Genomic DNA, 21,992 nt, shown 5'->3' on the forward strand with positions numbered 1-21,992 from the left:
AGGCTCCGGTCAACCCTGGAAATCGGAGAATGCCATGTCGCCAGCCGAAGCGCGCCTCAAGGAAGTGCCGTCGAACATGACCGAGGCCGAATGGTCGCAGCGGGTCAATCTCGCCGCCGCCTACCGCCTGGTGGCGCTGTTCGGCTGGGACGACCTGGTGGACACTCACATCTCGGCCCGCGTGCCCGGCCCCGAGCATCACTTCCTGATCAACCCCTACGGCCTGCTGTTCGAGGAGATCACCGCCTCCAGCCTGATCAAGGTCGACCTCTACGGCAACCAGCTGTCCGAGAGCGAGTACAGCATCAATCCCGCCGGCTTCACCATCCATTCGGCGATCCACGAGGTGCGCGAGGATGCCGGCTGCGTCATCCATCTGCACACGCTGGACGGCGTCGCGGTGTCGAGCTGCGCCGACGGCCTGCTGCCGCTGAACCAGATCGCGCAATACGTCACCCACGACCTCGCCTACCACGACTACGAGGGCGTGGCGCTGGACCATGACGAGCGGCCGCGGCTGCAGCGCGACCTCGGCACCAGGAACCACATGCTGCTGCGCAATCACGGCACGCTGACGGTCGGTCGCTCGGTGGCCTCCGCCTTCGAGCGGATGTATCACCTTGAGCGCGCCTGCTCGATCCAGGTGCGGACGCGCACGCTGGGACCCTCGGCCTATCCGGTGCGCGACGAGGTCATCGACAAGAACGCGAAGCTGTTCGACAATGAGGATCGCGTCGAGCTGCGCTCCACTCAGCTGGTCTGGCCGCCACTGCTGCGCAAGCTCGACCGGGTCAACCCCGGCTACCGGACCTGACGACCGGGCCTGACGGTCGCAGGACGGGCCGCATGACGATCCTGGTGACGGGCAGCTCCGGCCATCTTGGCGAAGCGCTGATGCGGACCTTGCGGGCGCAGGGCCGCGCCGCGCTCGGCGTCGATTGCCGTCCCGGCGCTTTCACGCAGCGCGTGGGCTCGATCACCGACCGCGGCTTCGTCCGCGCCGCCATGGCGGGCATGACGGCGGTGCTGCATGCCGCGACCCTGCACAAGCCGCATGTGGCAACCCACAGCCGGCAGGACTTCATCGATGTCAATGTCACGGGCACGCTGAACCTGCTCGAAGAGGCGGCAGCTGCGAAGGTCGAAGGCTTCGTCTACACCAGCACGACGAGCGTCTTCGGCGACGCGCTGGTGCCGCCGCCGGGGCAGCCGGCCGCCTGGATCACCGAGCAGGTCACGTCGGTGCCGAAGAACATCTACGGCGTCACCAAGGCCGCCGCCGAGGACCTCTGTCAGCTGTTCGCGCGCAATGACGGCCTGCCCGTCACCGTCCTGCGCGTCTCGCGCTTCTTCCCCGAGCAGGACGACGATCCGGCAACGCGTGCGCGGCGCGCCGACGCCAATATCAAGCTGAACGAGTTCCTGGCGCGCCGGGTCGACATCGAGGACGTGGTCGAGGCGCATCTTTGTGGGCTGGCGCGCATGCCCGCGGGATTTGCAGAGTACATCATCAGCGCGACGACGCCGTTCACGCCCGCCGATGCCGCCGAGTTGCGCAGCCGCGCACCGGACGTGCTCCGCCGCATCATCCCGGAGCACGCCGCGATCTATGCCCGGCACGGCTGGACCATGTTCGAGGGCCTCGACCGCGTCTATGTCAACGACAAGGCCCGCCATGAGCTCGGCTGGCGGCCGCGTCATGATTTCCGCGCCGTACTGGCCCGGATCGCAAGCGGCGGCAACATCGCCAGTCCGCTGGCGCAGGTGATCGGCAGCAAGGGCTACCATGACGGCGACGGGACGACGCGTGAGATTGAGGAGCACGCGGTTCCGAAATGAGGTGCCGTCGGCTGTCATGGACAGCGCCGACCGAGGGTGCTACATTTCCGCCATCGCCCTCTACGCTGTCTGGAATGAAACGCCGCCCAATTCCGGGCGGCGTTTTCGTTATGCGCGGGCTGTTCTCATCCGCGCCGGTCGATCGGGATCAGCAGCGTCCGGCGCGGGCGAAGCCGCGCCGCTCCGGCAGGGGATGCAACTGCTGCAGCTCCTCGGCCAGCCGACGCTCGACAAAGCGGCGCTCATGGTCGGCAAGCCGGGTGGCCAACAGCTTGCGATAGCGCCGCACATTGGCTTCGCGGGAGAACCGCACGCGGGCGGCCGGCCGCATCCGGACGTCTGATCCGGACGCAACGTCCGTTGCCGAGCCATCCGCTTCGACGTCGACGCGCGGAACGATGCGCATGGCGGCCCCGCCGCGCGGGCGCGGTGGCTGATCTTCGCGGTCGAGCTGACGCAGCGCACCGAGCACGTCGGCCAGATGCAGCGGCCTGGAGATGCCGGGAATCTTGCGCAGGCCAGGCTGCGACTCGACGGCATACATGTCCGACGCCCAGGACGACAGGATCAGCCGCTTCTCGGCCAGTGACAGCTTGCGGTCATTCAACAGGTCTGCCGGCGACTCGTAGTGTGAGACCGGATGGAATCCGGCACTGCCGGCGGTGATCGAAAAACGGTGCTCGCTCATGGCGTCTCTCCTCTTCCACTCCTTTCACAAGAGACAGTTGATGCAAGGGCGCGGGCGACATTCCGCCCGCGCCGCAGCTCGAACAAGGCGTCAAGCCGCCTTCTGCTGCGCGATCTGCTCGACCGGTGCCGTGCCGATGGCAATGCGGCGGGGCTTCATCGCCTCGGGGATCTCGCGTACCAGCTCGATCCGCAGCAGGCCGTTGTCGAACGCCGCGTTCGTCACCTGCACGTAGTCGGCGAGATTGAACTGCCGCTTGAACGGCCGCGACGAGATGCCCTGATAGAGATATTCGCGGGTCTCCTTGTCGGCCTTGCGCCCTTCCACCGTGAGCACGTTGTGCTCGGCGGTGATGGACAGCTCGTCCGGGGCGAAGCCTGCCAGCGCCAGCGAAATCTGGTAGCGGTCGTCGCCGAGCCGCTCGATGTTGTACGGGGGATAGTTGTCCTCGACCGCGCGCTGGGTCTCGTCGAGCAGGTCGAACAGACGGTCGAAGCCGATGGTCGAACGCCACAGCGGAGAGAAGTCGTAGGTCCTCATAGCCAAGTCCTCCTAAGAGCAAGATGGATACGAAGGAGCGCCGAGCCGATGCAAACTTCAAAGTCCCAGAAACTTCTGAGTATCAGACGACCGGTCAGCGCCCAGATATCGACCGGGCCCTTACGGCACCCGGCGCCGCCGAAGCGGCAGCAGACGACTTAGAACAGCCGACATCCGTTTCAAGAGGAAAAATCGAATTTTTTGTCGCAGCCTCTATCGCAGCGCAACACCCGTCAGGCGGCCACGGCAGACAGCCGCTGCAGCCGCATCGTCGCCTCTCGGAGCACGCTAACCAGCCGGTCGCGCTCGCGCTGATCGATGTCGCCACGCGACAACACGGCCTGGCAGTGCGCCACCACGCGTTGCTCGCTCTCGATCAAAAACCGCGTCAAGCGACGGGGATCGCCCATGCTCATGACGGAGGTCGGGTTGGGCGGCGGATGATCGTATTGCCAGGCTGGCATGATCGGGCCTGCGAGCTCGCGCTGCTGATGAGACCGGGCGGCGCGACAGCGCTCAACCACACCTCCCGTCGACCGTCGGTCCGTTCACAGCCGGCTCATGAACGCAATTGTGGCCGGTTCTGGACGAACTGCGATCGTCAACCTGATTGATAGCTGCGCGTTGTGGCCGATCCACGACCGGCCGCGGCAGCGATGAGTTGTTTGTAGATATTTCTTTCGCGCAGCCGGGGCCGGGCTGCGACCAGTCCGCCCGGATTCGTGCGATCAGAAGTCCATCGATGACGCGGCTTGCCGAACAGCACCCGGTCGCCGGGCTTGACGTCGAGGGCGACCTGCTGCCCCTGCTCATTCCGCGCACCAGGACCCGCGGCAACGATCTCGCCCTCCTGCGGCTTCTCCTTGGCGGTGTCGGGAATGATGATGCCGCCCTTGGTCTTCTCCTCGGCATCGATGCGGCGCACGAGCACGCGGTCGTGCAATGGACGGAAATGCATGCACATCCTCCTTTACAGATCAGCGATGTCATAAGCCTCGGGTCCATCCGGCCCCCGGGCGAGCAACGACCTAGGAAAGCCGAACTTTTCGTTCAAGAGGGTCACGCAAATTTTTTGGCACTCTCGGGGAACGATTGCCAGTGCGGCTCTTGAACCGGGCCGGCTGCTTTCCCAGCTCTGTCGTCGCCAAAAGAACCTGATCGCGCTTGTTGGGGATCACGATGCAGCTTCCGCCTTCTCTTCGGGCCGTCCTGGCGCCTGCCATCCTGTTTTGCCTGATGACCGGGCCCACCCTGGCCCAAATTCCCGATCTCAAGCTCGGCCGGGTGCCGACGCTCGCGCCGCTGGTGAAGGAGGTGACGCCGGCCGTCGTCAACATCTCGGTCGAAGGCAAGGTCCGCCAGGACAACCCACTCTACCAGGACCCGCTCTTCCGCGAGTTTTTCGACGTCCCCAAGCAGGTCGAGAAGCAGATCAGCGCCACCGGCTCGGGCGTCATCGTCGATGCGCAGCGCGGCTACGTCATGACCGCCAATCACGTCGTCGAGCACGTCACGACAGCGCAGATCCGCACCAAGGATGGCCGCAAATTCGCCGCCCGCCTGGTCGGGCGCGATCCCGCCACCGATATCGCGCTGCTGCAGATCAGGGACCCCCTCGACCTCAAGACCATCGCGCTTGGCGACAGTGATGCGCTCGAGGTCGGCGACTTCGTGATCGCCGTCGGCAACCCGTTCGGTCTTGGCCAGACCGTCACCTCGGGTCTCGTGAGCGCGCTCGGGCGGACCGGCCTCGGCAAGCAGGGCTACGAGGATTTCATCCAGACCGACGCGGCGATCAATCCCGGCAATTCCGGCGGCGCGCTGATCAATCTGCGCGGCGAGCTGGTCGGCATCAACACCGCGATCATCTCGCCCGGCGGCGGCAATGTCGGCATCGGTTTCGCCGTGCCGATCAACATGGCGCGGCGGGTGATGGAGCAACTGGTCGCCAACGGGCGCGTCGACCGCGGGCGTATCGGCGTGACCCTGCTCGACCTGGATGCGCCGGCCGATGGCCGGATTCAGGGCGCGCGCGTCGCCGACGTCACCGTGGGCTCGCCGGCCGAACGCGCGGGACTGCGCAAGGGTGACATCATCGTGAAGGCGAACGACATGCCGGTGCGCAGCGCCACGCAGGTTCGCAACCTGATCGGCCTCACACCGGTCGGGCAGCGCGTCCGTCTCGTATTCGAGCGCGACCGCGCGCTCGGCAACGCGACGGTGGAGGTCGCGCCAGTCACCGAAGAACGTGCGCGCGCGAGAACCTCGGGCTGAGAATTCAACTTCTGTTCGCTGTTAGCTGCGTATACCACGTGGAGCAAATTTTTACCGTGCATCAAGCATGCAGCGAGACGCCGATACCTCTCTAAACGCCTGTTAAGTGCCATCGCGCTTATTGCAACCCCGCGGAGGTATTGAAATGCGGGGTGATGGTTTGGCGTTCAGTTTGCCACGCTGGCGCGTGACGCGCTGGCTGGCCGACCCGGGATATCCGGTGTCATCAGATATCCGACTCGCATTGACGGGTGAGCTGTACGGCTGCTGGTCGGTTTTCGCCGGCGGCGCCATCAACACCGTGGCGGTCGCAGCGGCGCTTGCGCTGCGCACGCCGACCGCCCTCTTCATCACATGGTTCGTGATGGAAGTCGTAATCTGCCTGTCGCGGCTGATCGTGATGATCATTGCCTACCGCCGCGCGCGCGAGCGGCTAACGACGCCGACCGACATCCACATCCTGCTGTCGGTGGCCTGGAGCGCCAGCGTCGGCTTCGGCGTCGGCATCAGCCTGGCGTCGGGCGACTGGGTCGCCGCGTCACTCACCTGCATCTCGTCGGCTGCCATGGTGGGCGGCATCTGCTTTCGCAATTTCAGCGCGCCGCGCCTCGTCGGCACCATGATCCTGTTCAGCATCGGCCCGGTGATCCCGGGCGTCGCGACGTCGCATGAGCCGCTGTTGTTCGCGATGTATCTGCAGATGCCGGTCTACTTCCTCGCGATGACCGGCGCGGCGTTCCGGCTCAACAAGATGCTGGTGGCGGTCATGCAGTCCAAACGCGAGAGCGACGAGCGGGCGCGGCGCGATCCGCTCACGGGCCTGTCCAACCGCGCCGGCCTGATCGACGCGCTGCAGAGCAGGCTCACGGACCAGGCCGGCGGCGACCGGAGCTTCGCCGTCCTGTATCTCGATCTCGATGGCTTCAAGCCGGTCAACGACACCTTCGGTCACGCCGCAGGCGACGAGCTGCTGAAGATCGTCGCCAACACGCTACGGCGGACCGCCTCTCCGGACGACGTCATCGCCCGGATCGGCGGCGACGAATTCGTGGTGCTCGCCGGCGATCCGGCGATCGATCACGCACTGGCGCTCGGCGAGCGGATCATCGAGGTGATGGCCGCCCCGATGGTCATGCCGGGTGGTGCGCATGTCCAGATCGGCATCAGTATCGGCATCGCCGTCGCGCCCGAGCACGGCACCGATCCGGAAGCCCTGCTGTTCGCGGCGGACGCCGCGTTGTATGAAGCGAAATCGAGCGGGAAATCCTGCTGGCGATTGGCCTCGGCCGAAGCCAACCTCGCAGCGCTGCGCAAAATCGCCGGCGGCGATCTCGCTGCGAAGTCAGTCGCCAGCGCAGCGTGAGTTCAGCCTCGTGCAAACAATCTGCGCCGTCGCAGTCGTAGCCCGGATGAGCGAAGCGACATCCGGGATCTCACGCGCTGCCGCGTTGCCCCCGGATGTCGCTTCGCTCATCCGGGCTACGGACTCATGCGAGGGCCAGCGGATCTAGCGCGGCATCTCCGCGAGCGCAGCGAGGATGCGGGCCCAGGAGCGGATGCCCTTGTGGTAGCTCTTGAGGTCGTACTTCTCATTCGGCGAATGGATGTTGTCGTCGTCGAGACCGAAGCCGACCAGCAGTGAATCGAGACCGAGCGTCTTCTTGAAGTCGGTCACGATCGGGATCGAGGCGCCCGAGCCCATCAGGATGGTCTCCTTGCCCCACTCCTCGGTCAGCGCCTGCTTGGCAGCCGCCAGCGGCTTCATGGTCCAGTCGAGCGCGATCGCGGCACCTGCCGAATGATCGCCGAACTCGACCGAGCAGTCGCCGGGGATGCGTGCCGACACGTAGTCGCGGAACGCCTTGCGGATCTTCAGCGGGTCCTGGCCCTCGACGAGCCGGAACGAGACCTTCGCATGGGCCAGCGACGGGATCACGGTCTTGGAGCCCTCACCGATATAGCCGCCCCAGATGCCGTTGATGTCACAGGTCGGCCGCGACGAGATCTGCTCGATCAGCAGACGATCCTTCTCGCCTGCGGGGATCGACAATCCGATCGGCTTGAGGAAGCTTTCGGGAGTGAGGTTCAGCTTCTTCCACTGCTCCAGAACCTCAGGCGGAACGTCCTTCACGCCGTCATAGAAGCCGGGAATGGTGATGCGGCCGTCGGCGTCGAACAGGCCGCCGAGAATCTCGGTCAGCACCCGGATCGGATTGCGCGCGCCGCCGCCGAACACGCCCGAATGCAGGTCGCGGTTGGCGGCCTTGATCTTCACCTCTTCATAGAGCAGACCGCGCAACGAGGTCGTGATCGCCGGCGTGTTCGGGTCCCACATGCCGGTGTCGCAGACCAGCGCGAAGTCGGCCTTGAACTCGTCCTTGTTGGCTTCGAGGAACGGCACGAAGTTCTTCGAGCCGACCTCCTCCTCGCCTTCGATCACCACGGTGACGTCGAGCGGTAGCGCACCCGTCACCTTCTTCCAGGCGCGGCAGGCCTCGACGAAGGTCATCAGTTGGCCCTTGTCGTCCTCGGCGCCGCGCGCGACGATGATCTTGCGGCCGTCGGCGTGATCGGCGACGACAGGCTCGAACGGCGGCCGGTGCCACAATTCGAGCGGATCGACCGGCTGCACGTCGTAATGACCATAGAACAGGACATGCGGCCTGGCGGCGCCATGGCTGTTGCTCTTGCCGACCACGGCGGGATGACCGGCGGTCGGCCGCACCTCGGTCGCAAAGCCGAGCGTCGCAAGATCCTTGGCGAGGTGGTTGGCCGCCACCTTGCAATCCTCAGCGAAGGCCGGATCGGCCGAGATCGACTTGATGCGGATCAGCTGAAACAGCCGGTCAAGGCTGTTGTCGAAATCAGCATCGATGTGATCGAGAACGGATTGAAGCTGCGCATTGGCCATGGCCACGAGACCCCTTAAGCAATTGACGACGATCGGCCCGCTTGTAGCTCCGTTGCGCGGTCCGGGCCAGCCTCCCGCGGCGAGAGCATCGCGCCGAAGGCGAGCGCTGCCTGGATCATCGCCGCAGCAATCCCCCAAGCGCGCCGCGCACCAAAGAGCGGCCGATCGAACTGCCCAAGGAGCCGCCGACCTGCTTGCCGAGATCGGCCGCAATCCCGCCCACCACCTTGTCGGAGACCGAGCGGGCGACGTTGCGCGCAATCACCTGTGTCGTCGAGAGCTGGCCGCGCTTGACGTTGGTGCCGAAGATCGTCGCGGCGATGTCGCCGATCTTGCCGAGCACGCTGCCGGACGAGGCTTCCGTCGTCACGGCGGTTCCGCTGATCCGCTTCTGCAGCAGCTCATAGGCGGACTCGGCGTCGATCGCAGTATCGTATTTGCCCTTGACCGGGCTCGCAGCGATGACCGCCTTGCGCTCCTCCGGGGTCACCGACCCGATCCGCGCCGACGGCGGCCGGATCAGGACGCGCTCCACCATCGCCGGCGTGCCGTTGCCCTCCAGGAACGAAACCAGCGCCTCGCCCTTGCCGAGCTCGGTGATCACCTTGGCGGTGTCCAGCTTGGGATTGGGGCGGAAGGTGTCGGCGGCGGCGGCCACCGCCTTCTGATCGCGCGGCGTGAAGGCGCGCAGCGCGTGCTGCACGCGATTGCCCAATTGCCCGAGCACCCGGTCCGGAACATCGAGCGGATTCTGCGTGACGAAATAGACGCCGACACCCTTCGACCGGATCAGCCGCACCACCTGCTCGATCTTGTCCATCAGCGCCTTCGGCGCATCGTTGAACAAGAGGTGCGCCTCGTCGAAGAAGAAGACCAGCTTGGGCTTGGCGAGATCGCCGACCTCCGGCAGCTCCTCGAACAGCTCGGACAGCATCCACAGCAGGAACGTCGCGTAGAGTCGCGGGCTCTCCAGCAGCCTGTCGGCGACGAGGATGTTGATCATGCCGCGGCCGTCGCGGTCGGTCTTCATGAAGTCGGTGAGCATCAGCGCCGGCTCGCCGAAGAACTTCGTGCCGCCCTGGTTCTCGAGCACGAGCAACTGCCGCTGGATCGTGCCGACGGTGGCGCGCGTGACGTTGCCGAACGATTGCGCAGCCTTCCGGATCGGCGCCAGCGGATCGGCGTCGGCATCAGCGCCTTTCTTGCCGGCCTCCGGAATGATGGCGTCGAGCAGCGCGCGCAGATCCTTCATGTCGATCAGGGCGAGGCCGTTCTCGTCGGCCACGCGGAACGCGACGTTGAGCACGCCCTCCTGGACATCGTTGAGGTCGAGCATCCGCGCGAGCAGCAGCGGCCCCATCTCGGTGACGGTGGCGCGCACCGGATGGCCCTGCTCGCCGAACACATCCCAAAATACCGTCGAGAACTGATCGGGCTGATAGGTGAGCCCGAGTTCGGTCGCGCGCTTGATGATGAAGTCCTTCGCTTCGCCGGTTTGCGAGATGCCCGAAAGGTCACCCTTGATGTCGGAGGCGAAGACCGGAACACCTGCACGAGCAAAACCTTCGGCCATCACCTGCAGCGAGACGGTCTTGCCGGTGCCGGTTGCGCCGGTGACCAGGCCGTGGCGATTGGCGAGCGCAAGCGTCAACCAGGCCGGCTGCTCACCGGCTCCCACGAAGATCTTGTCGTCGGTATCAGCCAGGGATTTTCCGGATGGTGCCATGATGATCCATCTTTCGAGAGTGATTGTTTCGCATCGCACGTGGAGCGGAGCATCTCGTGCAGTAACATAGTTGAGTTTCGCGAATGGGAACTAGGGTCAGGCTGCCTTACCTCTTCGCACGACACGCACTCTTCTTAACATTGGTGCTGCGGGATACGCAGGTTTGAGCCGTGGATTCAACATCTGGTCTTGCATCGCTGCAACAGTTCATCGTCGATCACGAATCGATTCGCGCACCGGGCCGGCTCCTCGCTTGTAATTCACGGATCGTCCGATCAAGATGAATTCAGCGAGAGGACGTTCGGTCTTGGGGGACCGGATGATACGGGGTTCACATGAACGAGTTGATTGAGCCGCTGGCCAGAACGGCCGGCATCGGTAGAGTCGTGGCTGAAATCATCGGCACCGAGCCCGACCTCCTCAGCGACAATGGACGGCAACGACGGGAGCAGCAGCGATCCGCCGGTGAACTTTTCAAATTCGGCCGCGACCAAACCGAAGCGGATCAGTTGGCACGATCGCGACAGGCACACCCGGCCTGAGCCGGTTGCCCAAAGCCCAACCGCCTGGGCCAGATCACCTGAAGCACCTTCGCGCGCGCCGAGCATCATGACATATCCGATCACCGAACTCGAAGGCATGACGGCCTTCTATGCTGCCAAGCTGAAAGCTTTGGGCATCCGCACCACCGACGCATTTCTCGAAGCCGCCCGGACCGTGAAAGGGCGCAAGGCGCTTGCCGCCACGACCGGCATCAGCGAGCAGCAACTGCTCGATTGGGCAAATTCCGCCGACTACATGCGCATTCCCGGCATGGGCAAGGCCAAGGTCTGCCTCGTCCGCGCGGCCGGCGTGCCCACCGTGCGCGAGCTGGCGCACCGCAACCCCGCCCGCCTGGCGCAGAACATCAAGGAAGTGAACACCCGGCGGAAGCTGGTTCGCATCCTGCCGTCGGAGAAGTCGGTCGGCCAGCTCATCGAAAAGGCGCGCCGGCTGGAGCCGAAGATCAGCTATTGACCAGCCTCTAGATTGACCGCGCTTGTGCGCGCGCGACACCTTGACTTGACGGTGGCAACCGCGCAAAGCGGCGCCCATGAGCGCCATTTCGCCGCACTCCGCCTCGGACCTCACGTCGAGCCACCCGCTGCTGCGGCCGTGGCTGGCGCGTCCATTCCCGGCGGTGATGGGCATCCTGAACGTCACGCCGGATTCGTTCTCGGATGGCGGCCGTTTCGATGCACCGGAGCGGGCAATCGCGCAGGCCGAGCGCATGATCGCGGCCGGCGCCGACATCATCGACATCGGTGCCGAGTCCACCCGGCCTTACAAGGGCGCGGTGCCGGTCACGGCCGAAGATGAGCTGGCGCGCCTGCAGCCGATCCTGCCCGCGATCGTCGCACTCGGCGTCCCCGTGTCGATCGACAGCATGAAATCTCAAGTTGTAGACTACGCGCTGAACCATGGTGCTGCGATCGCCAACGATGTGTGGGGTCTGCAGCGCGATCCCGCGATGGCCGCGGTCGTCGCGGCGCATGGCGCGCCGGTCGTGGTGATGCACAACCGCGCTGCCGTCGATCCGGAGATCGACATCATCGAAGACATGCTGGGCTTCTTCGCGCGCTCGCTCAACATCGCCGCCAAGGCCGGCATCCCCATTGGTAACATCGTGCTCGATCCCGGCATCGGCTTCGGCAAGACGGCGCAGCAGAGCATGACCGCACTGGCGCGGCTCGACGCATTCGCGCGCTTCGGGCTGCCGCTGCTGGTCGGCGCGTCGCGAAAACGTTTCATCAGCACCGTGGTCGCGTCGGAGCCGCAGGAGCGGCTCGGCGGCTCGATCGCGGCGCATCTGATTGCGGCTCGGCGCGGTGCTGCAATCATCCGGGCGCATGACGTCGCCGAGACGGTTCAGGCCGTGCGCGTGGCCGCGGCAATCGAGGCACTGGGATGACCGATACGATCTTCATCAAGGGCGTTCTCATCCACGCGCGTCATGGCGTGATGGAGCATGAGAGCGAGGTCGGCCAGCGCTTCGTCATCGACCTCGAGCTCTACACCGATCTGTCGGACTCCTCGCGCAGCGACCGCCTCGCCGACACCGTGTCCTATTCCGACGTGGTGGAGACCGCGACGGCGGCGTTCAAGGATGTCAACTACCGCCTGCTCGAGCGCGCGGCCGGCGCGGTGGCCGATGCGATCCTGTCGACCTTCGCCCGCATTCGCGCCGTGAAGGTCACGGTGCATAAGCCGCATGCGCCGATCGCCGCCATCTTCGAGGATGTCGGCGTCGTGTTGACGCGCTCGCGGCATCCATGACGGCAATGGCGAGCGCGCTGATTGCTCTCGGCGGCAATGTCGGCGACGTCAGGGCGACGTTCCGGAGCGCCATTCCGGAGATCTGTGCGCGCGCCTCGGCGGCGCTTGTCGCGCGGTCGTCCGACTACATCACTCCGCCATGGGGCGAGGAGCAGCAGCCGCCTTTCATCAATGCCTGCATCGAGATCGCGACCGCGATGCCCCCACGGCCGCTGCTCGGCGTTCTGCACGCGGTCGAGCGCATGTTCGGCCGCAATCGCGCGCAGGAGACGCGGTGGGGTCCGCGGACGCTGGACCTCGATCTGATCGCCTACGACGATTTCGCGATCGACACGCCCGATCTCACGCTGCCACACCCCCGGCTGTTCGAACGCGGCTTCGTACTGGTGCCGCTGGCCGAGATCGTGCCGGCGCGACAGATTGCCGGCCGCCGCGTCGATGAGGCCCTGCGCGCCGTTTCGCGCGACGGAATCCGGCCGCTGCCAGCCGAATAGCTGACGTCTCCGGCCAAACAACCGTTTGGCTTGGCCCCCCTGACGTGGCATTTTGCGCCACAACAATCGCGATAACAGACGCCCCGGGAGACGCGTGCCGACATGACGACCGAGACCGACGATCTGCGACTGGCTGCCGATTTTGCTCCGGCCAGCGAGGCGGACTGGCGCAAGCTGGTCGATGGCGTGCTGAAGGGCGCGGCTTTCGAGAAGCTGGTCGGCAAGACCTATGACGGGCTCCAGATCCAGCCGATCTATCCGCGCGCCAAGCATGTCGCGCCGGTCGCAGGCCGCTCAGCATCGGCGCCATGGCAGATCATGCAGCGCGTCGATCATCCCGATCCGGCCAAGGCCAATGCGCAGGCGCTGATCGACCTCGAGAACGGCGCGACCGGCTTGTCGCTGGTGTTCGCCGGGTCGAATGCCGCACACGGCTTCGGCCTCGCCGCCAGCGCCGACGCAGTGGCGCGCGCGCTCGACGGCGTGCATCTCGATGCTGCGATTGCAATCGAATTGCAGCTCGGTGAATCGGTCTCGCCCGCCTCGCGTCTCGCCGACTACGTCAAGCAGCGCGGCGTCGAGGCCGCTGGCTGCGACATCCGATTCGGCCTCGATCCGATCGGGGATGCTGCCAGTCGCGGCGCAAGCTCACATGACGCATCGATGCTCGGCGGCAACTCGGGCGCGCTGGTCAAGCAACTGCACGAGGCCGGCTTCAAAGGCCCGTTCTTCGCCGCGGACGGCCGGGTCGTGCACGACGCCGGCGGATCGGAGGCGCAGGAGCTCGCTTTCGTGCTCGCCTCTGGTGTCACCTATCTGCGGGCGCTCGAAGCCGAAGGCATCGCGCTCGAGACCGCGCGCGGCATGATCTATGGCCGGCTCGCCGCCGACACCGATCAGTTTCTCACGCTGGCAAAATTCCGCAGCCTGCGGCGGCTGTGGGCGCGCATCGAGGAAGCGTGCGGGCTGGCACCGAAGCCGCTCTTCATCTCGGGCGAGACAGCGTGGCGCATGCTCACCCGGCGCGACCCTTACGTGAACATGCTGCGCGCAACCATTGCGACGTTCGCGGCCGGATTAGGCGGCGCCAACGCCGTGACGGTGCTGCCGCACACCGCCGCACTCGGCCTGCCCGACGCGTTCGCGCGCCGTGTCGCCCGCAACACGCAATTGGTGCTGCTGGAGGAGAGCAATCTCGCCCGCGTCGCCGATCCCTCCGCCGGCGCCGGCGGCATCGAGGCGCTGACCAGCGAGTTGTGCGTTACCGCCTGGGCACTGTTCCAGGAGATCGAAAAAGCCGGTGGCGTCGTAGCTGCCTTGCGGGCTGGGCTGATCCAGTCCAAGGTCGCCGCGGTGAGGGCGGCGCGGAATGCCAACATCGCCAGGCGTCGCGACGTGCTGACCGGCGCCAGCGAGTTTCCAAATCTCAACGAGGCCGAGGTCGCGGTCGAAGCGGTTGCACCGCTGGCTCCGCAGGCGACAGCCAAGGCCGCGCTCACCGTCACGGCGCTCGCGCCCATCCGTCTCGCAGACGGGTTCGAGAAGCTGCGTGATCGCTCCGACGCCCTGTTGAAGAGCAAGGGACAGCGCCCCTCGATCTTCCTCGCCAATCTCGGCACCGCCGCCGATTTCACCGCACGCGCGACTTTCGCCCGCAGCTTCTTCGAGGCCGGCGGCATCGCGGCGATCGATGGCGCGGGCGCTTCGGATCCGGCCGCGCTGGCTACCGCCTTCCGCGCCTCCGGCGCCGCCATTGCCTGCCTCTGCTCGTCCGACAAGGTCTATGCCGACGCCGCGGTTCCGGCGGCCAAGGCCCTTCAGGCCGCGGGCGCGCGACATATCTATCTGGCAGGCCGCGGCGGCGAGCAGGAGGCCGCGCTGCGCGAGGCCGGAATCGGCAGCTTCGTGTCCGCCGGCGGCGACGCGCTGAAGACGCTCGAAGACGCCTATACGCATCTGGAGTGAGCATGACCGACGACACCAAGCCTCTCCTGACCGGCGGCTGCCAATGCGGTGCCGTCCGCTTCGCGTTCAAGACCACGCCGAACAAGGTCAGCATCTGTCATTGCCGGATGTGCCAGAAAGCCTCCGGCGCGCCGTTCGCCTCGTTCGCTGAGATCGACCGCGAGCACTTCGCCTGGACGCGCGGTCAGCCCGCCGCGTTCCGTTCATCCACGATCGCCGAGCGCTTCTTCTGTCCCGCCTGCGGCACGCCGCTCGGCTTCGGGCGTATTGATGGGCCGCGGATCGAGATCATGACCGGCAGCTTCGACCGGCCGGACCGGGTGGTGCCGACGCGACAATATGGCTCGGAGTCGCGACTTGGCTGGGTGGTCGCGATCGCCAATCTGCCGAGCCAGACGACACAACAGAACTATGGACCGGAGAAGATGGCGACCATCGTCAGCCATCAGCATCCGGACCACGATTGAGACGAGGACGCCGGGCCATGAGCCGCATTCCCGATTTCACCGCGATCGCGTTCGAGCCCACGGCCACGCCGGCTCCCGCAGGCCCAGCCGAGCCGTGGCTCACGCCCGAAGGCATTCCGGTGAAGCCGGCCTATGGCGAGGCCGATCTCGCCGGCATCGACTTCCTCGACACCTGGCCGGGCATCGCGCCGTTTATGCGCGGTCCGTACCCGACCATGTATGTCAACCAGCCCTGGACGGTCCGGCAATATGCCGGCTTCTCCACGGCGGAGGATTCCAACGCGTTCTACCGCCGCAACCTCGCCGCGGGCCAGAAGGGCCTGTCGGTCGCATTCGATCTCGCCACCCATCGCGGCTATGATTCCGATCATCCGCGCGTCGGCGGCGATGTCGGCATGGCCGGCGTCGCGATCGACTCGATCTACGACATGCGAACCTTGTTCGCCGGCATTCCGCTCGACCAGATGAGCGTGTCGATGACCATGAACGGCGCGGTGCTGCCGATCCTCGCTTTGTTCGTGGTCGCCGCCGAGGAGCAAGGCGTGCCGCCGGAGAAATTGTCGGGCACCATTCAGAACGACATTCTGAAAGAGTTCATGGTGCGCAACACCTACATCTATCCGCCGTCGCCCTCGATGCGGATCATCTCCGACATCTTCGCCTTCACCTCGCAGAAGATGCCGAAGTTCAACTCGATCTCGATCTCCGGCTATCACATGCAGGAGGCCGGCGCGACGCAGGACCTCGAGCTCGCCTACACGCTCGCCGACGGCGTCGAATATCTGCGCGCCGGCATCGCCGCGGGTCTCGACGTCGACCGCTTCGCACCACGGCTGTCGTTCTTCTGGGCGATCGGCATGAACTTCTTCATGGAGGTCGCCAAGCTGCGCGCCGCGCGGCTGTTGTGGGCGAAGCTGCTGAAGCCGTTCAACCCGAAGGATCCGCGCTCGCTGTCCCTGCGCACCCACAGCCAGACCTCGGGTTGGTCGCTGACCGCGCAAGACGTCTACAACAACGTCGTGCGCACCGCCGTCGAGGCGATGGCGGCGACCCAGGGCCATACGCAGTCGTTGCACACCAACGCGCTCGACGAAGCGCTCGCGCTGCCGACCGACTTCTCCGCGCGCATCGCCCGCAACACGCAATTGTTCCTGCAGCAGGAGAGCGGCACCACGCGCATCATCGATCCCTGGGGCGGCTCGTACTACGTCGAGCGCCTCACCCGCGATCTCGCCGCAAAGGCCTGGGGCCACATCCAGGAGATCGAGGAGCTCGGCGGCATGGCGAAGGCGATCGAGGCCGGCGTGCCGAAGCTGCGCATCGAGGAGGCCTCGGCCAAGACGCAGGCCCGCATCGACACCGGCCGCCAGTCGGTGATCGGCGTCAACAAGTTCAAGCCGACCGACGAGCCGCCGCTCGACGTGCTCAAGGTCGACAATTCCACCGTGCGCCGGCTGCAGATCGACAAGCTGTCCAGGCTCAAATCCGAGCGCAAGCAGGCCGAGGTCGATGCGGCGCTGTCGGCGCTCACGCGCTCGGCCGGCGACGGCAACGGCAACCTGCTGGCGCTCGCGATCGACGCGGCGCGCGCCAAGGCCACCGTCGGCGAGATCTCCGACGCGCTGGAGAAGGTGTTCGGCCGCCATCGCGCCGAGATCAAGTCCATCACCGGCGTCTACAAGCGGGAGATCGCCGCCATGTCCGGCAAAGCCGAGAAACTGCAGGCGCTGATCGAGGCGTTCGAGGAGGCCGAGGGCCGCCGTCCCCGCATCCTGGTCGCCAAGATCGGACAGGACGGCCACGACCGCGGCCAGAAGGTGATCGCGTCGGCCTTCGCCGACATCGGTTTCGACGTCGACATCGGACCTTTGTTCGCCACCGCCGACGAGGCGGCGCGGCAGGCGGTGGAGAACGACGTCCACATTCTCGGCGTCTCGTCGCTGGCGGCCGCCCATCTCACCGCGGTGCCGGAGCTGAAGGCCGCGCTCAAGAAGCAGGGCCGCGAGGACATCATGATCATCGTCGGCGGCGTGGTGCCGCCGCAGGATTACGATGCGCTCTACAAGGCCGGCGCCGAGGCGATCTTCCCGCCGGGCACCGTCATCGCCGACGCCGCCGAGGAGCTGATCCAAAAGCTCAATGCGCGCCTCGGCCACAGCGAGGCGGCGGAGTAGTCCGACTGCGTCACACCCCACCGTCATTCCGGGGCAAGGCCAAAGGCCTTGAACCCGGAATCTCGACCTTGTCTTGCGTCCATTCCTGAGAGCGTCGAGCTATTGACGCGCTGTAATCAATCGCCGCGCGTTCGATCTGGGCACGATCGAACCTTTGCGGTACGTGCGCGCACAGACCACCAAACCCGGATCACAAGTCTCATGTATTCTACCAAACTGCTTGTCGCCGCCCTGTTCGGCCTGCTCACCCTCTCGCCGGCGATCGCCGCCGAAGCCAAGCCCGATGCGTCGATCAAGACCAAGGCCGCCGAGGCCAGCGTCACGCTGAGTGCCGACATCAAGGCCGATCCGGCGCTCGCCGCGAATTGCCTCGCCGAAGGCCGCAAGTGGATGGACAAGCAGGCCGCGGACGCCGCCAAGGACTACAAGGCGGACAAGGAACTGTTCCGCGACGGCCCTTACACCTATGGCCGCGACTATTCGGTGCGTTCGATCGTCGCCGATCGCTATGTCAGCGTGCTGCGCAACGACTACATGGACACGCATGGCGCCCATCCCAACCGGACGGTCGACACCATCCTCTGGGACAAGGCCGCCGCCAAGCGCATCTCGATCCGCCCGTTCTTCAACGAGACCGCCGACAACGGTCCGACCATGACCGCGATCAGCAAGGCGATCATCGCCTCGCTGCGGGCAGAGAAGAAGGCGCGCGACGCCGGCGACACTGACGAGTGGTGGCTGAAGAGCGTCGAGCCGAAGCTGCTCGGCATTGGCGCCGTCACGCTCGCGCCCTCGACGCTGGCCGGCAAGAGCTCGGGCCTCACCTTCCACTATCCGCCCTACGCCGTCGGCGCCTACGCGGAGGGCGATTATGTCGCCTTCGTGCCCTGGGAAACGCTGAAGCCCTATCTCAGCGCGGAGGGGCAGGCGATCTTCGGCGGCGCGAGGCCGAAGGGGGATGCGGAGGAGAACTAGCTGGCCGGGCCGCTCGCATCCGCTATAACGGGCGCATGTCCTCTCGTTCTCCTTCGCCAAATACCACGGCCTTGGCCGACGATATCAGCGCCGGCAGCCGCGCGGCGCTGGCGCGTGCGATCACCTTGGTCGAGAGCCGCCGCGCCGACCACCAGGCCGCCGCGCGGGAGCTGGTGCAGGCGCTGCTGCCACGGACGGGGCACGCGATCCGGGTCGGCATCACCGGCTCGCCCGGCGTCGGCAAGTCCACCACGATCGATGCGCTCGGCATGTATCTGATCGAACAGGGCCACAAGGTCGCGGTGCTCGCGGTCGACCCCTCGTCGGCGCGGACCGGCGGTTCGATCCTGGGCGACAAGACGCGGATGGCGCGATTGTCGCATCACGAGCACGCCTTCATCCGCCCCTCGCCATCGTCGGGCACGCTCGGCGGCGTCGCCGCCAAGACGCGCGAGGCGATGCTGCTGTGTGAGGCCGCGGGTTTCGACGTGATCCTGGTCGAGACGGTGGGCATCGGCCAATCCGAAACCGCGGTCTGCGACATGACCGATTTCTTCCTCGCCCTGATGCTGCCCGGCGGCGGCGACGAGCTGCAGGGCATCAAGAAGGGCCTGGTCGAGCTCGCCGACATGATCGCGATCAACAAGGCCGATGGCGACAACGTCAAGCGCGCCAACATCACCGCCGCCGACTATCGCGGCGCATTGCATCTGCTCAGCCCCCGCTCCGAGCACTGGCATCCGCCGGTCGTGACCTATTCGGCGATGGCCGGGACGGGCATTGCCGAGCTGTGGCAGAAGGTCCTCGACCATCGCAAGGCGATGATCGCCTCCGGAGAATTCGCCGCCCGTCGCCGCGACCAGCAGGTGAAATGGATGTGGACCATGCTGGAGCAGCGCCTGATGGCGCGGCTGCGCACCGATCCATCCATCCGCGCGAAGGTGAAGAGGCTGGAGAGCGACGTCGCCGAGGGCCGCGTCGCGCCGGCGCTCGCCGCCGAGCAACTCGCGGAGATGCTGACATGAGCGAGCGGCCGCGCATCCTGATCACCGGCTTCGGCCCGTTTCCCGGCGCGCCGCTCAATCCGACCATGGCGCTGGTGAGGCGGCTGTCAGAGCTGCGGCGGCCGGCGCTGGACGACGTTGACGTCACGAGCCACATCTTTCACGTGACCTACGCGACCGTGGATCGCGAGCTGCCCGCCCTGATCGCCGAGCGGCGCCCGCATGCGCTCCTGATGTTCGGCCTCGCCGGGCGAACATCATACCTGCGCATCGAGACCCGCGCGCGCAACGCGATCACCACGACCTTCCCCGATGCCGATCGCCACGTCGCGCGCAAGGGCGTGATCGCGCCGGGCGCACATCCGGCGACGTTCGGTCCGCACATGGCGCGGCTGCTGCGCGCGGCGCGCGCCACCGGCATCGATGCCCGGGCCTCGCGCGATGCCGGCAGCTATCTCTGCAACTATCTGAGCTGGCGCGCGATCGAGGCGACCAAAGCCGCCGAAGGGCCGCGGGTCGCCGCCTTCGTCCATATTCCTCCCTTGCCGCGTGCCGGCTCGGCGTTGCCGCACGGCAGTTCGCGCATCACGCTGGAGGGGCTGGTCGATGCCGGCGAAGCCATGCTGATGGAGCTGGTCAAGCTCGTGCGACAGGCGACCTGTCGCACGAGCTGACGTCGATAGTGGTATGACCGTATGACCGCTGACCGTCAGCGCTGTGTCAGATGCTCCAACGGCGCCGACCGCCAAATCCCCCGCCGATCAGGCGCAGCAGGAGCAGCAGGACCACGGCGCCGATGAAGGCGTTGATGATCGCGGCGACCAGTCCGACGCCCAGATGGATTCCGAGCTGCGGCAACAGCCAGTTGCCGATGAAGGCGCCGACGAGACCGACGACCAGGTCGCCGATCAGGCCGAAACCGCCGCCCTCCATGACGCGGCCCGCGAGCCACCCGGCGACGATGCCGACGAACAGAATAACCAGTAGACTCTCATTTGACAGATGCATGACCCTCTCCTCGCCGATCCATTGCGGGAACAATGTCCCCGAGTCCCATTGGTTCCCTCGGGAGAGGCTCACCGGTTCGACGGGCAACCCACCGCCGGCGGCGATCTGACGTGAAGATTTAACCCTACCGCCAACAATCCCGGGCGCAGGCGCTCATCCTCAGCATCAGCTTTGAGGCTTTCAGCTTAAGTCGTGGCCGCACATCATCTTTTGCGTGAGACGCTGACCATGGATGTCAATCGCCGCCGCATTCTGGCTGGATCGGCTGCCGGCGCCGCCGGGGCATTGGCCCTGCCGGCGGATGCCGCACAGGCCGCCCCCTTGATCTCCGCGCTCGGGCGCGACGCCACACAGTATGGCGTCAAGCCCAACAGTCCCGACGACCAGACCCGCGCGCTGCAGCGTGCGATCGACGAGGCCGCCCACGCGCAGGCGCCGCTGGCGCTGCCGCCAGGCACCTACCGGACCTCGATGCTGCGCCTCGCCAGGGGCAGCCACTTGGTCGGCGTCCGCGGCGCCACCAAGCTCGTCTTCACCGGCGGCGGCCCGTCGATGCTGTCAGCAGAAGGCGCTGACGGCATCGGCGTCACTGGCGTGTCGCTCGACGGCGGCGGCATCGCCCTGCCCCAGCGCCGCGGCCTGCTCCATGTCGCCGCTAGCCGCGACGCCCGTATCTCCGATTGCGAGATCACCCGCTCCGGCGGCAGCGGCATCTGGCTCGAGCAGGTCTCGGGCGACGTCAGCGGCAACGTGATCACCGACATCGCGGTCACCGCCATCGTGTCGTTCGACGCGCTCGGCCTGATCGTGTCGCGCAACACCATCAACGGCACCCGCGACAACGGCATCGAGATCCTGCGCACTGCGATCGGCGACGACGGCACGATGGTGCTCGACAATCGGATCGAGGACATCAAGGCCGGCCCCGGCGGCTCGGGCCAGTACGGCAACGCCATCAACGCCTTTCGCGCCGGCAACGTCATCATCAGCGGCAACCGCATCAGGAACTGCGACTACTCGGCAGTGCGCGGCAACTCCGCCTCGAACATCCAGATCGTCGGCAACAGCGTCAGCGACGTGCGCGAGGTCGCGCTCTACTCGGAGTTCGCATTCGAGGGCGCCGTCATCTCAGGCAATACGGTGGATGGTGCCGCCTTCGGCGTCTCCGTCTGCAACTTCAACGAAGGCGGCCGCATCGCGGTGGTCCAGGGCAACATCATCCGCAATCTGATCCCGAAGCGGCCGATCGGCACAGCACCTGACGACGATGCCGGCATCGGGATCTATGTCGAGGCGGACTCCTCGGTGACGGGCAATGTCGTCGAGAACGCCCCGTCCTACGGCATCGTCGCCGGTTGGGGCCGCTATCTCAGGGACGTCGTGATCTCCGGCAACGTCATTCGCAATGCGCTCGCGGGCGTCGGCGTGTCCGTCGTTCCGGGCGCGGGCACGGCGCTTGTGAGCAACAACATGATCTCGGGCACGCCCCGTGGCGCCGTGATCGGGCTTGATCACATCAAGCCGGTGACATCGGACCTGACGCGCGACGGGACGCAAGGCTATGCGCAGATCGTGGTCAGCGGCAACGCGGTGCGACGAAGCTGAGCCGCC

At 66.2% G+C, this 21,992-nt stretch carries 21 protein-coding genes and 1 pseudogene; 16 read left to right on the plus strand and 6 right to left on the minus strand.

The window, feature by feature from the left end:
- Positions 1-34: 34 nt before the first annotated feature.
- Both QX039_RS26985 and QX039_RS26990 read left to right on the plus strand, forming a co-directional pair.
- Positions 35-814, plus strand: a complete 780-nt coding sequence (locus QX039_RS26985) for a class II aldolase/adducin family protein (protein WP_315739868.1) — start codon at positions 35-37, stop codon at positions 812-814.
- Between the two features lie 32 nt (positions 815-846).
- The gene (locus QX039_RS26990) at positions 847-1,839 is read left to right on the plus strand and encodes an NAD(P)-dependent oxidoreductase (protein WP_315739869.1); all 993 of its coding nucleotides are present in this window, start codon (positions 847-849) and stop codon (positions 1,837-1,839) included.
- Positions 1,840-1,987: 148 nt separating this feature from the next.
- On the opposite strand, the gene QX039_RS26995 is transcribed toward QX039_RS26990, so the two are convergent.
- Positions 1,988-2,527 (minus strand): hypothetical protein, encoded by a 540-nt coding sequence (locus tag QX039_RS26995; RefSeq protein ID WP_315739870.1) that lies wholly within the window; start codon positions 2,525-2,527, stop codon positions 1,988-1,990.
- A 90-nt stretch (positions 2,528-2,617) separates the two neighbouring features.
- A complete protein-coding gene (locus tag QX039_RS27000) occupies positions 2,618-3,067 on the minus strand; it encodes an Hsp20 family protein (RefSeq protein WP_315739871.1) in 450 nt (149 codons plus the stop codon).
- A gap of 23 nt (positions 3,068-3,090) precedes the next feature.
- Between QX039_RS27000 and QX039_RS27005 the strand changes: the two genes are divergently transcribed.
- Entirely contained in the window at positions 3,091-3,681 is a 591-nt protein-coding gene (locus QX039_RS27005) for a hypothetical protein (protein WP_315770454.1), read from the plus strand.
- Between the two features lie 137 nt (positions 3,682-3,818).
- Here the strand turns inward: QX039_RS27005 and QX039_RS27010 are convergent.
- Positions 3,819-4,025, minus strand: a pseudogene (locus QX039_RS27010) (co-chaperone GroES); the annotation flags it as partial.
- Between the two features lie 221 nt (positions 4,026-4,246).
- Here QX039_RS27010 and QX039_RS27015 point away from each other — a divergent pair.
- Entirely contained in the window at positions 4,247-5,341 is a 1,095-nt protein-coding gene (locus QX039_RS27015) for a trypsin-like peptidase domain-containing protein (RefSeq protein ID WP_315739872.1), read from the plus strand.
- 145 nt (positions 5,342-5,486) lie between these two features.
- On the plus strand, positions 5,487-6,704 hold the full coding sequence (locus tag QX039_RS27020) for a GGDEF domain-containing protein (protein WP_315739873.1): 1,218 nt from the start codon (positions 5,487-5,489) through the stop codon (positions 6,702-6,704).
- Positions 6,705-6,848: 144 nt separating this feature from the next.
- Here QX039_RS27020 and QX039_RS27025 read toward each other — a convergent pair whose 3' ends face one another.
- Both QX039_RS27025 and QX039_RS27030 read right to left on the minus strand, forming a co-directional pair.
- Positions 6,849-8,252, minus strand: a complete 1,404-nt coding sequence (locus tag QX039_RS27025; RefSeq protein WP_315770456.1) for a M20/M25/M40 family metallo-hydrolase — start codon at positions 8,250-8,252, stop codon at positions 6,849-6,851.
- 115 nt (positions 8,253-8,367) lie between these two features.
- Complete coding sequence (locus QX039_RS27030) at positions 8,368-9,978, minus strand: helicase HerA-like domain-containing protein (RefSeq protein ID WP_315739875.1); 1,611 nt, start codon at positions 9,976-9,978, stop codon at positions 8,368-8,370.
- A gap of 609 nt (positions 9,979-10,587) precedes the next feature.
- Between QX039_RS27030 and QX039_RS27035 the strand changes: the two genes are divergently transcribed.
- The 10 genes from QX039_RS27035 to QX039_RS27080 all read left to right on the plus strand — a co-directional run bounded on the left by QX039_RS27035 (position 10,588) and on the right by QX039_RS27080 (position 20,047).
- A complete protein-coding gene (locus QX039_RS27035) occupies positions 10,588-10,995 on the plus strand; it encodes a DUF4332 domain-containing protein (RefSeq protein WP_315739877.1) in 408 nt (135 codons plus the stop codon).
- 76 nt (positions 10,996-11,071) lie between these two features.
- Positions 11,072-11,929 (plus strand): dihydropteroate synthase, encoded by an 858-nt coding sequence (gene folP, locus QX039_RS27040; RefSeq protein ID WP_315770457.1) that lies wholly within the window; start codon positions 11,072-11,074, stop codon positions 11,927-11,929.
- Complete coding sequence (folB, locus tag QX039_RS27045; RefSeq protein WP_009028138.1) at positions 11,926-12,294, plus strand: dihydroneopterin aldolase; 369 nt, start codon at positions 11,926-11,928, stop codon at positions 12,292-12,294. Before folP ends, folB begins: the two co-directional genes overlap by 4 nt.
- A gap of 5 nt (positions 12,295-12,299) precedes the next feature.
- Positions 12,300-12,788 carry a 2-amino-4-hydroxy-6-hydroxymethyldihydropteridine diphosphokinase gene (folK, locus tag QX039_RS27050; RefSeq protein WP_315770661.1) on the plus strand — a complete coding sequence of 163 codons (489 nt, stop codon included), beginning with the start codon at positions 12,300-12,302 and terminating at the stop codon, positions 12,786-12,788.
- 102 nt (positions 12,789-12,890) lie between these two features.
- Positions 12,891-14,753 (plus strand): methylmalonyl-CoA mutase subunit beta, encoded by a 1,863-nt coding sequence (locus QX039_RS27055; RefSeq protein WP_315770459.1) that lies wholly within the window; start codon positions 12,891-12,893, stop codon positions 14,751-14,753.
- A 2-nt stretch (positions 14,754-14,755) separates the two neighbouring features.
- Complete coding sequence (locus QX039_RS27060) at positions 14,756-15,220, plus strand: GFA family protein (RefSeq protein WP_315716096.1); 465 nt, start codon at positions 14,756-14,758, stop codon at positions 15,218-15,220.
- A gap of 17 nt (positions 15,221-15,237) precedes the next feature.
- Positions 15,238-17,394, plus strand: a complete 2,157-nt coding sequence (scpA, locus tag QX039_RS27065) for a methylmalonyl-CoA mutase (protein WP_315770460.1) — start codon at positions 15,238-15,240, stop codon at positions 17,392-17,394.
- A gap of 201 nt (positions 17,395-17,595) precedes the next feature.
- The gene (locus QX039_RS27070; protein ID WP_315770462.1) at positions 17,596-18,369 is read left to right on the plus strand and encodes an RsiV family protein; all 774 of its coding nucleotides are present in this window, start codon (positions 17,596-17,598) and stop codon (positions 18,367-18,369) included.
- Positions 18,370-18,404: 35 nt separating this feature from the next.
- Complete coding sequence (meaB, locus tag QX039_RS27075; protein WP_315770464.1) at positions 18,405-19,394, plus strand: methylmalonyl Co-A mutase-associated GTPase MeaB; 990 nt, start codon at positions 18,405-18,407, stop codon at positions 19,392-19,394.
- Positions 19,391-20,047, plus strand: a complete 657-nt coding sequence (locus QX039_RS27080) for a pyroglutamyl-peptidase I (RefSeq protein ID WP_315770466.1) — start codon at positions 19,391-19,393, stop codon at positions 20,045-20,047. The genes meaB and QX039_RS27080 overlap by 4 nt, the downstream gene beginning before the upstream one ends.
- A 46-nt stretch (positions 20,048-20,093) precedes the next feature.
- Here the strand turns inward: QX039_RS27080 and QX039_RS27085 are convergent, their stop codons facing one another.
- A complete protein-coding gene (locus tag QX039_RS27085; protein WP_315739884.1) occupies positions 20,094-20,381 on the minus strand; it encodes a GlsB/YeaQ/YmgE family stress response membrane protein in 288 nt (95 codons plus the stop codon).
- Positions 20,382-20,609: 228 nt separating this feature from the next.
- Between QX039_RS27085 and QX039_RS27090 the strand changes: the two genes are divergently transcribed.
- Positions 20,610-21,986, plus strand: coding sequence for a TIGR03808 family TAT-translocated repetitive protein (locus QX039_RS27090; protein ID WP_315770467.1), 1,377 nt, complete (start codon positions 20,610-20,612; stop codon positions 21,984-21,986).
- The last annotated feature ends 6 nt before the right edge of the window (positions 21,987-21,992 follow it).

The organism is Bradyrhizobium sp. SZCCHNR1043 (assembly GCF_032489675.1).
In the GTDB taxonomy this organism is placed as follows: Bacteria; Pseudomonadota; Alphaproteobacteria; order Rhizobiales; family Xanthobacteraceae; genus Bradyrhizobium.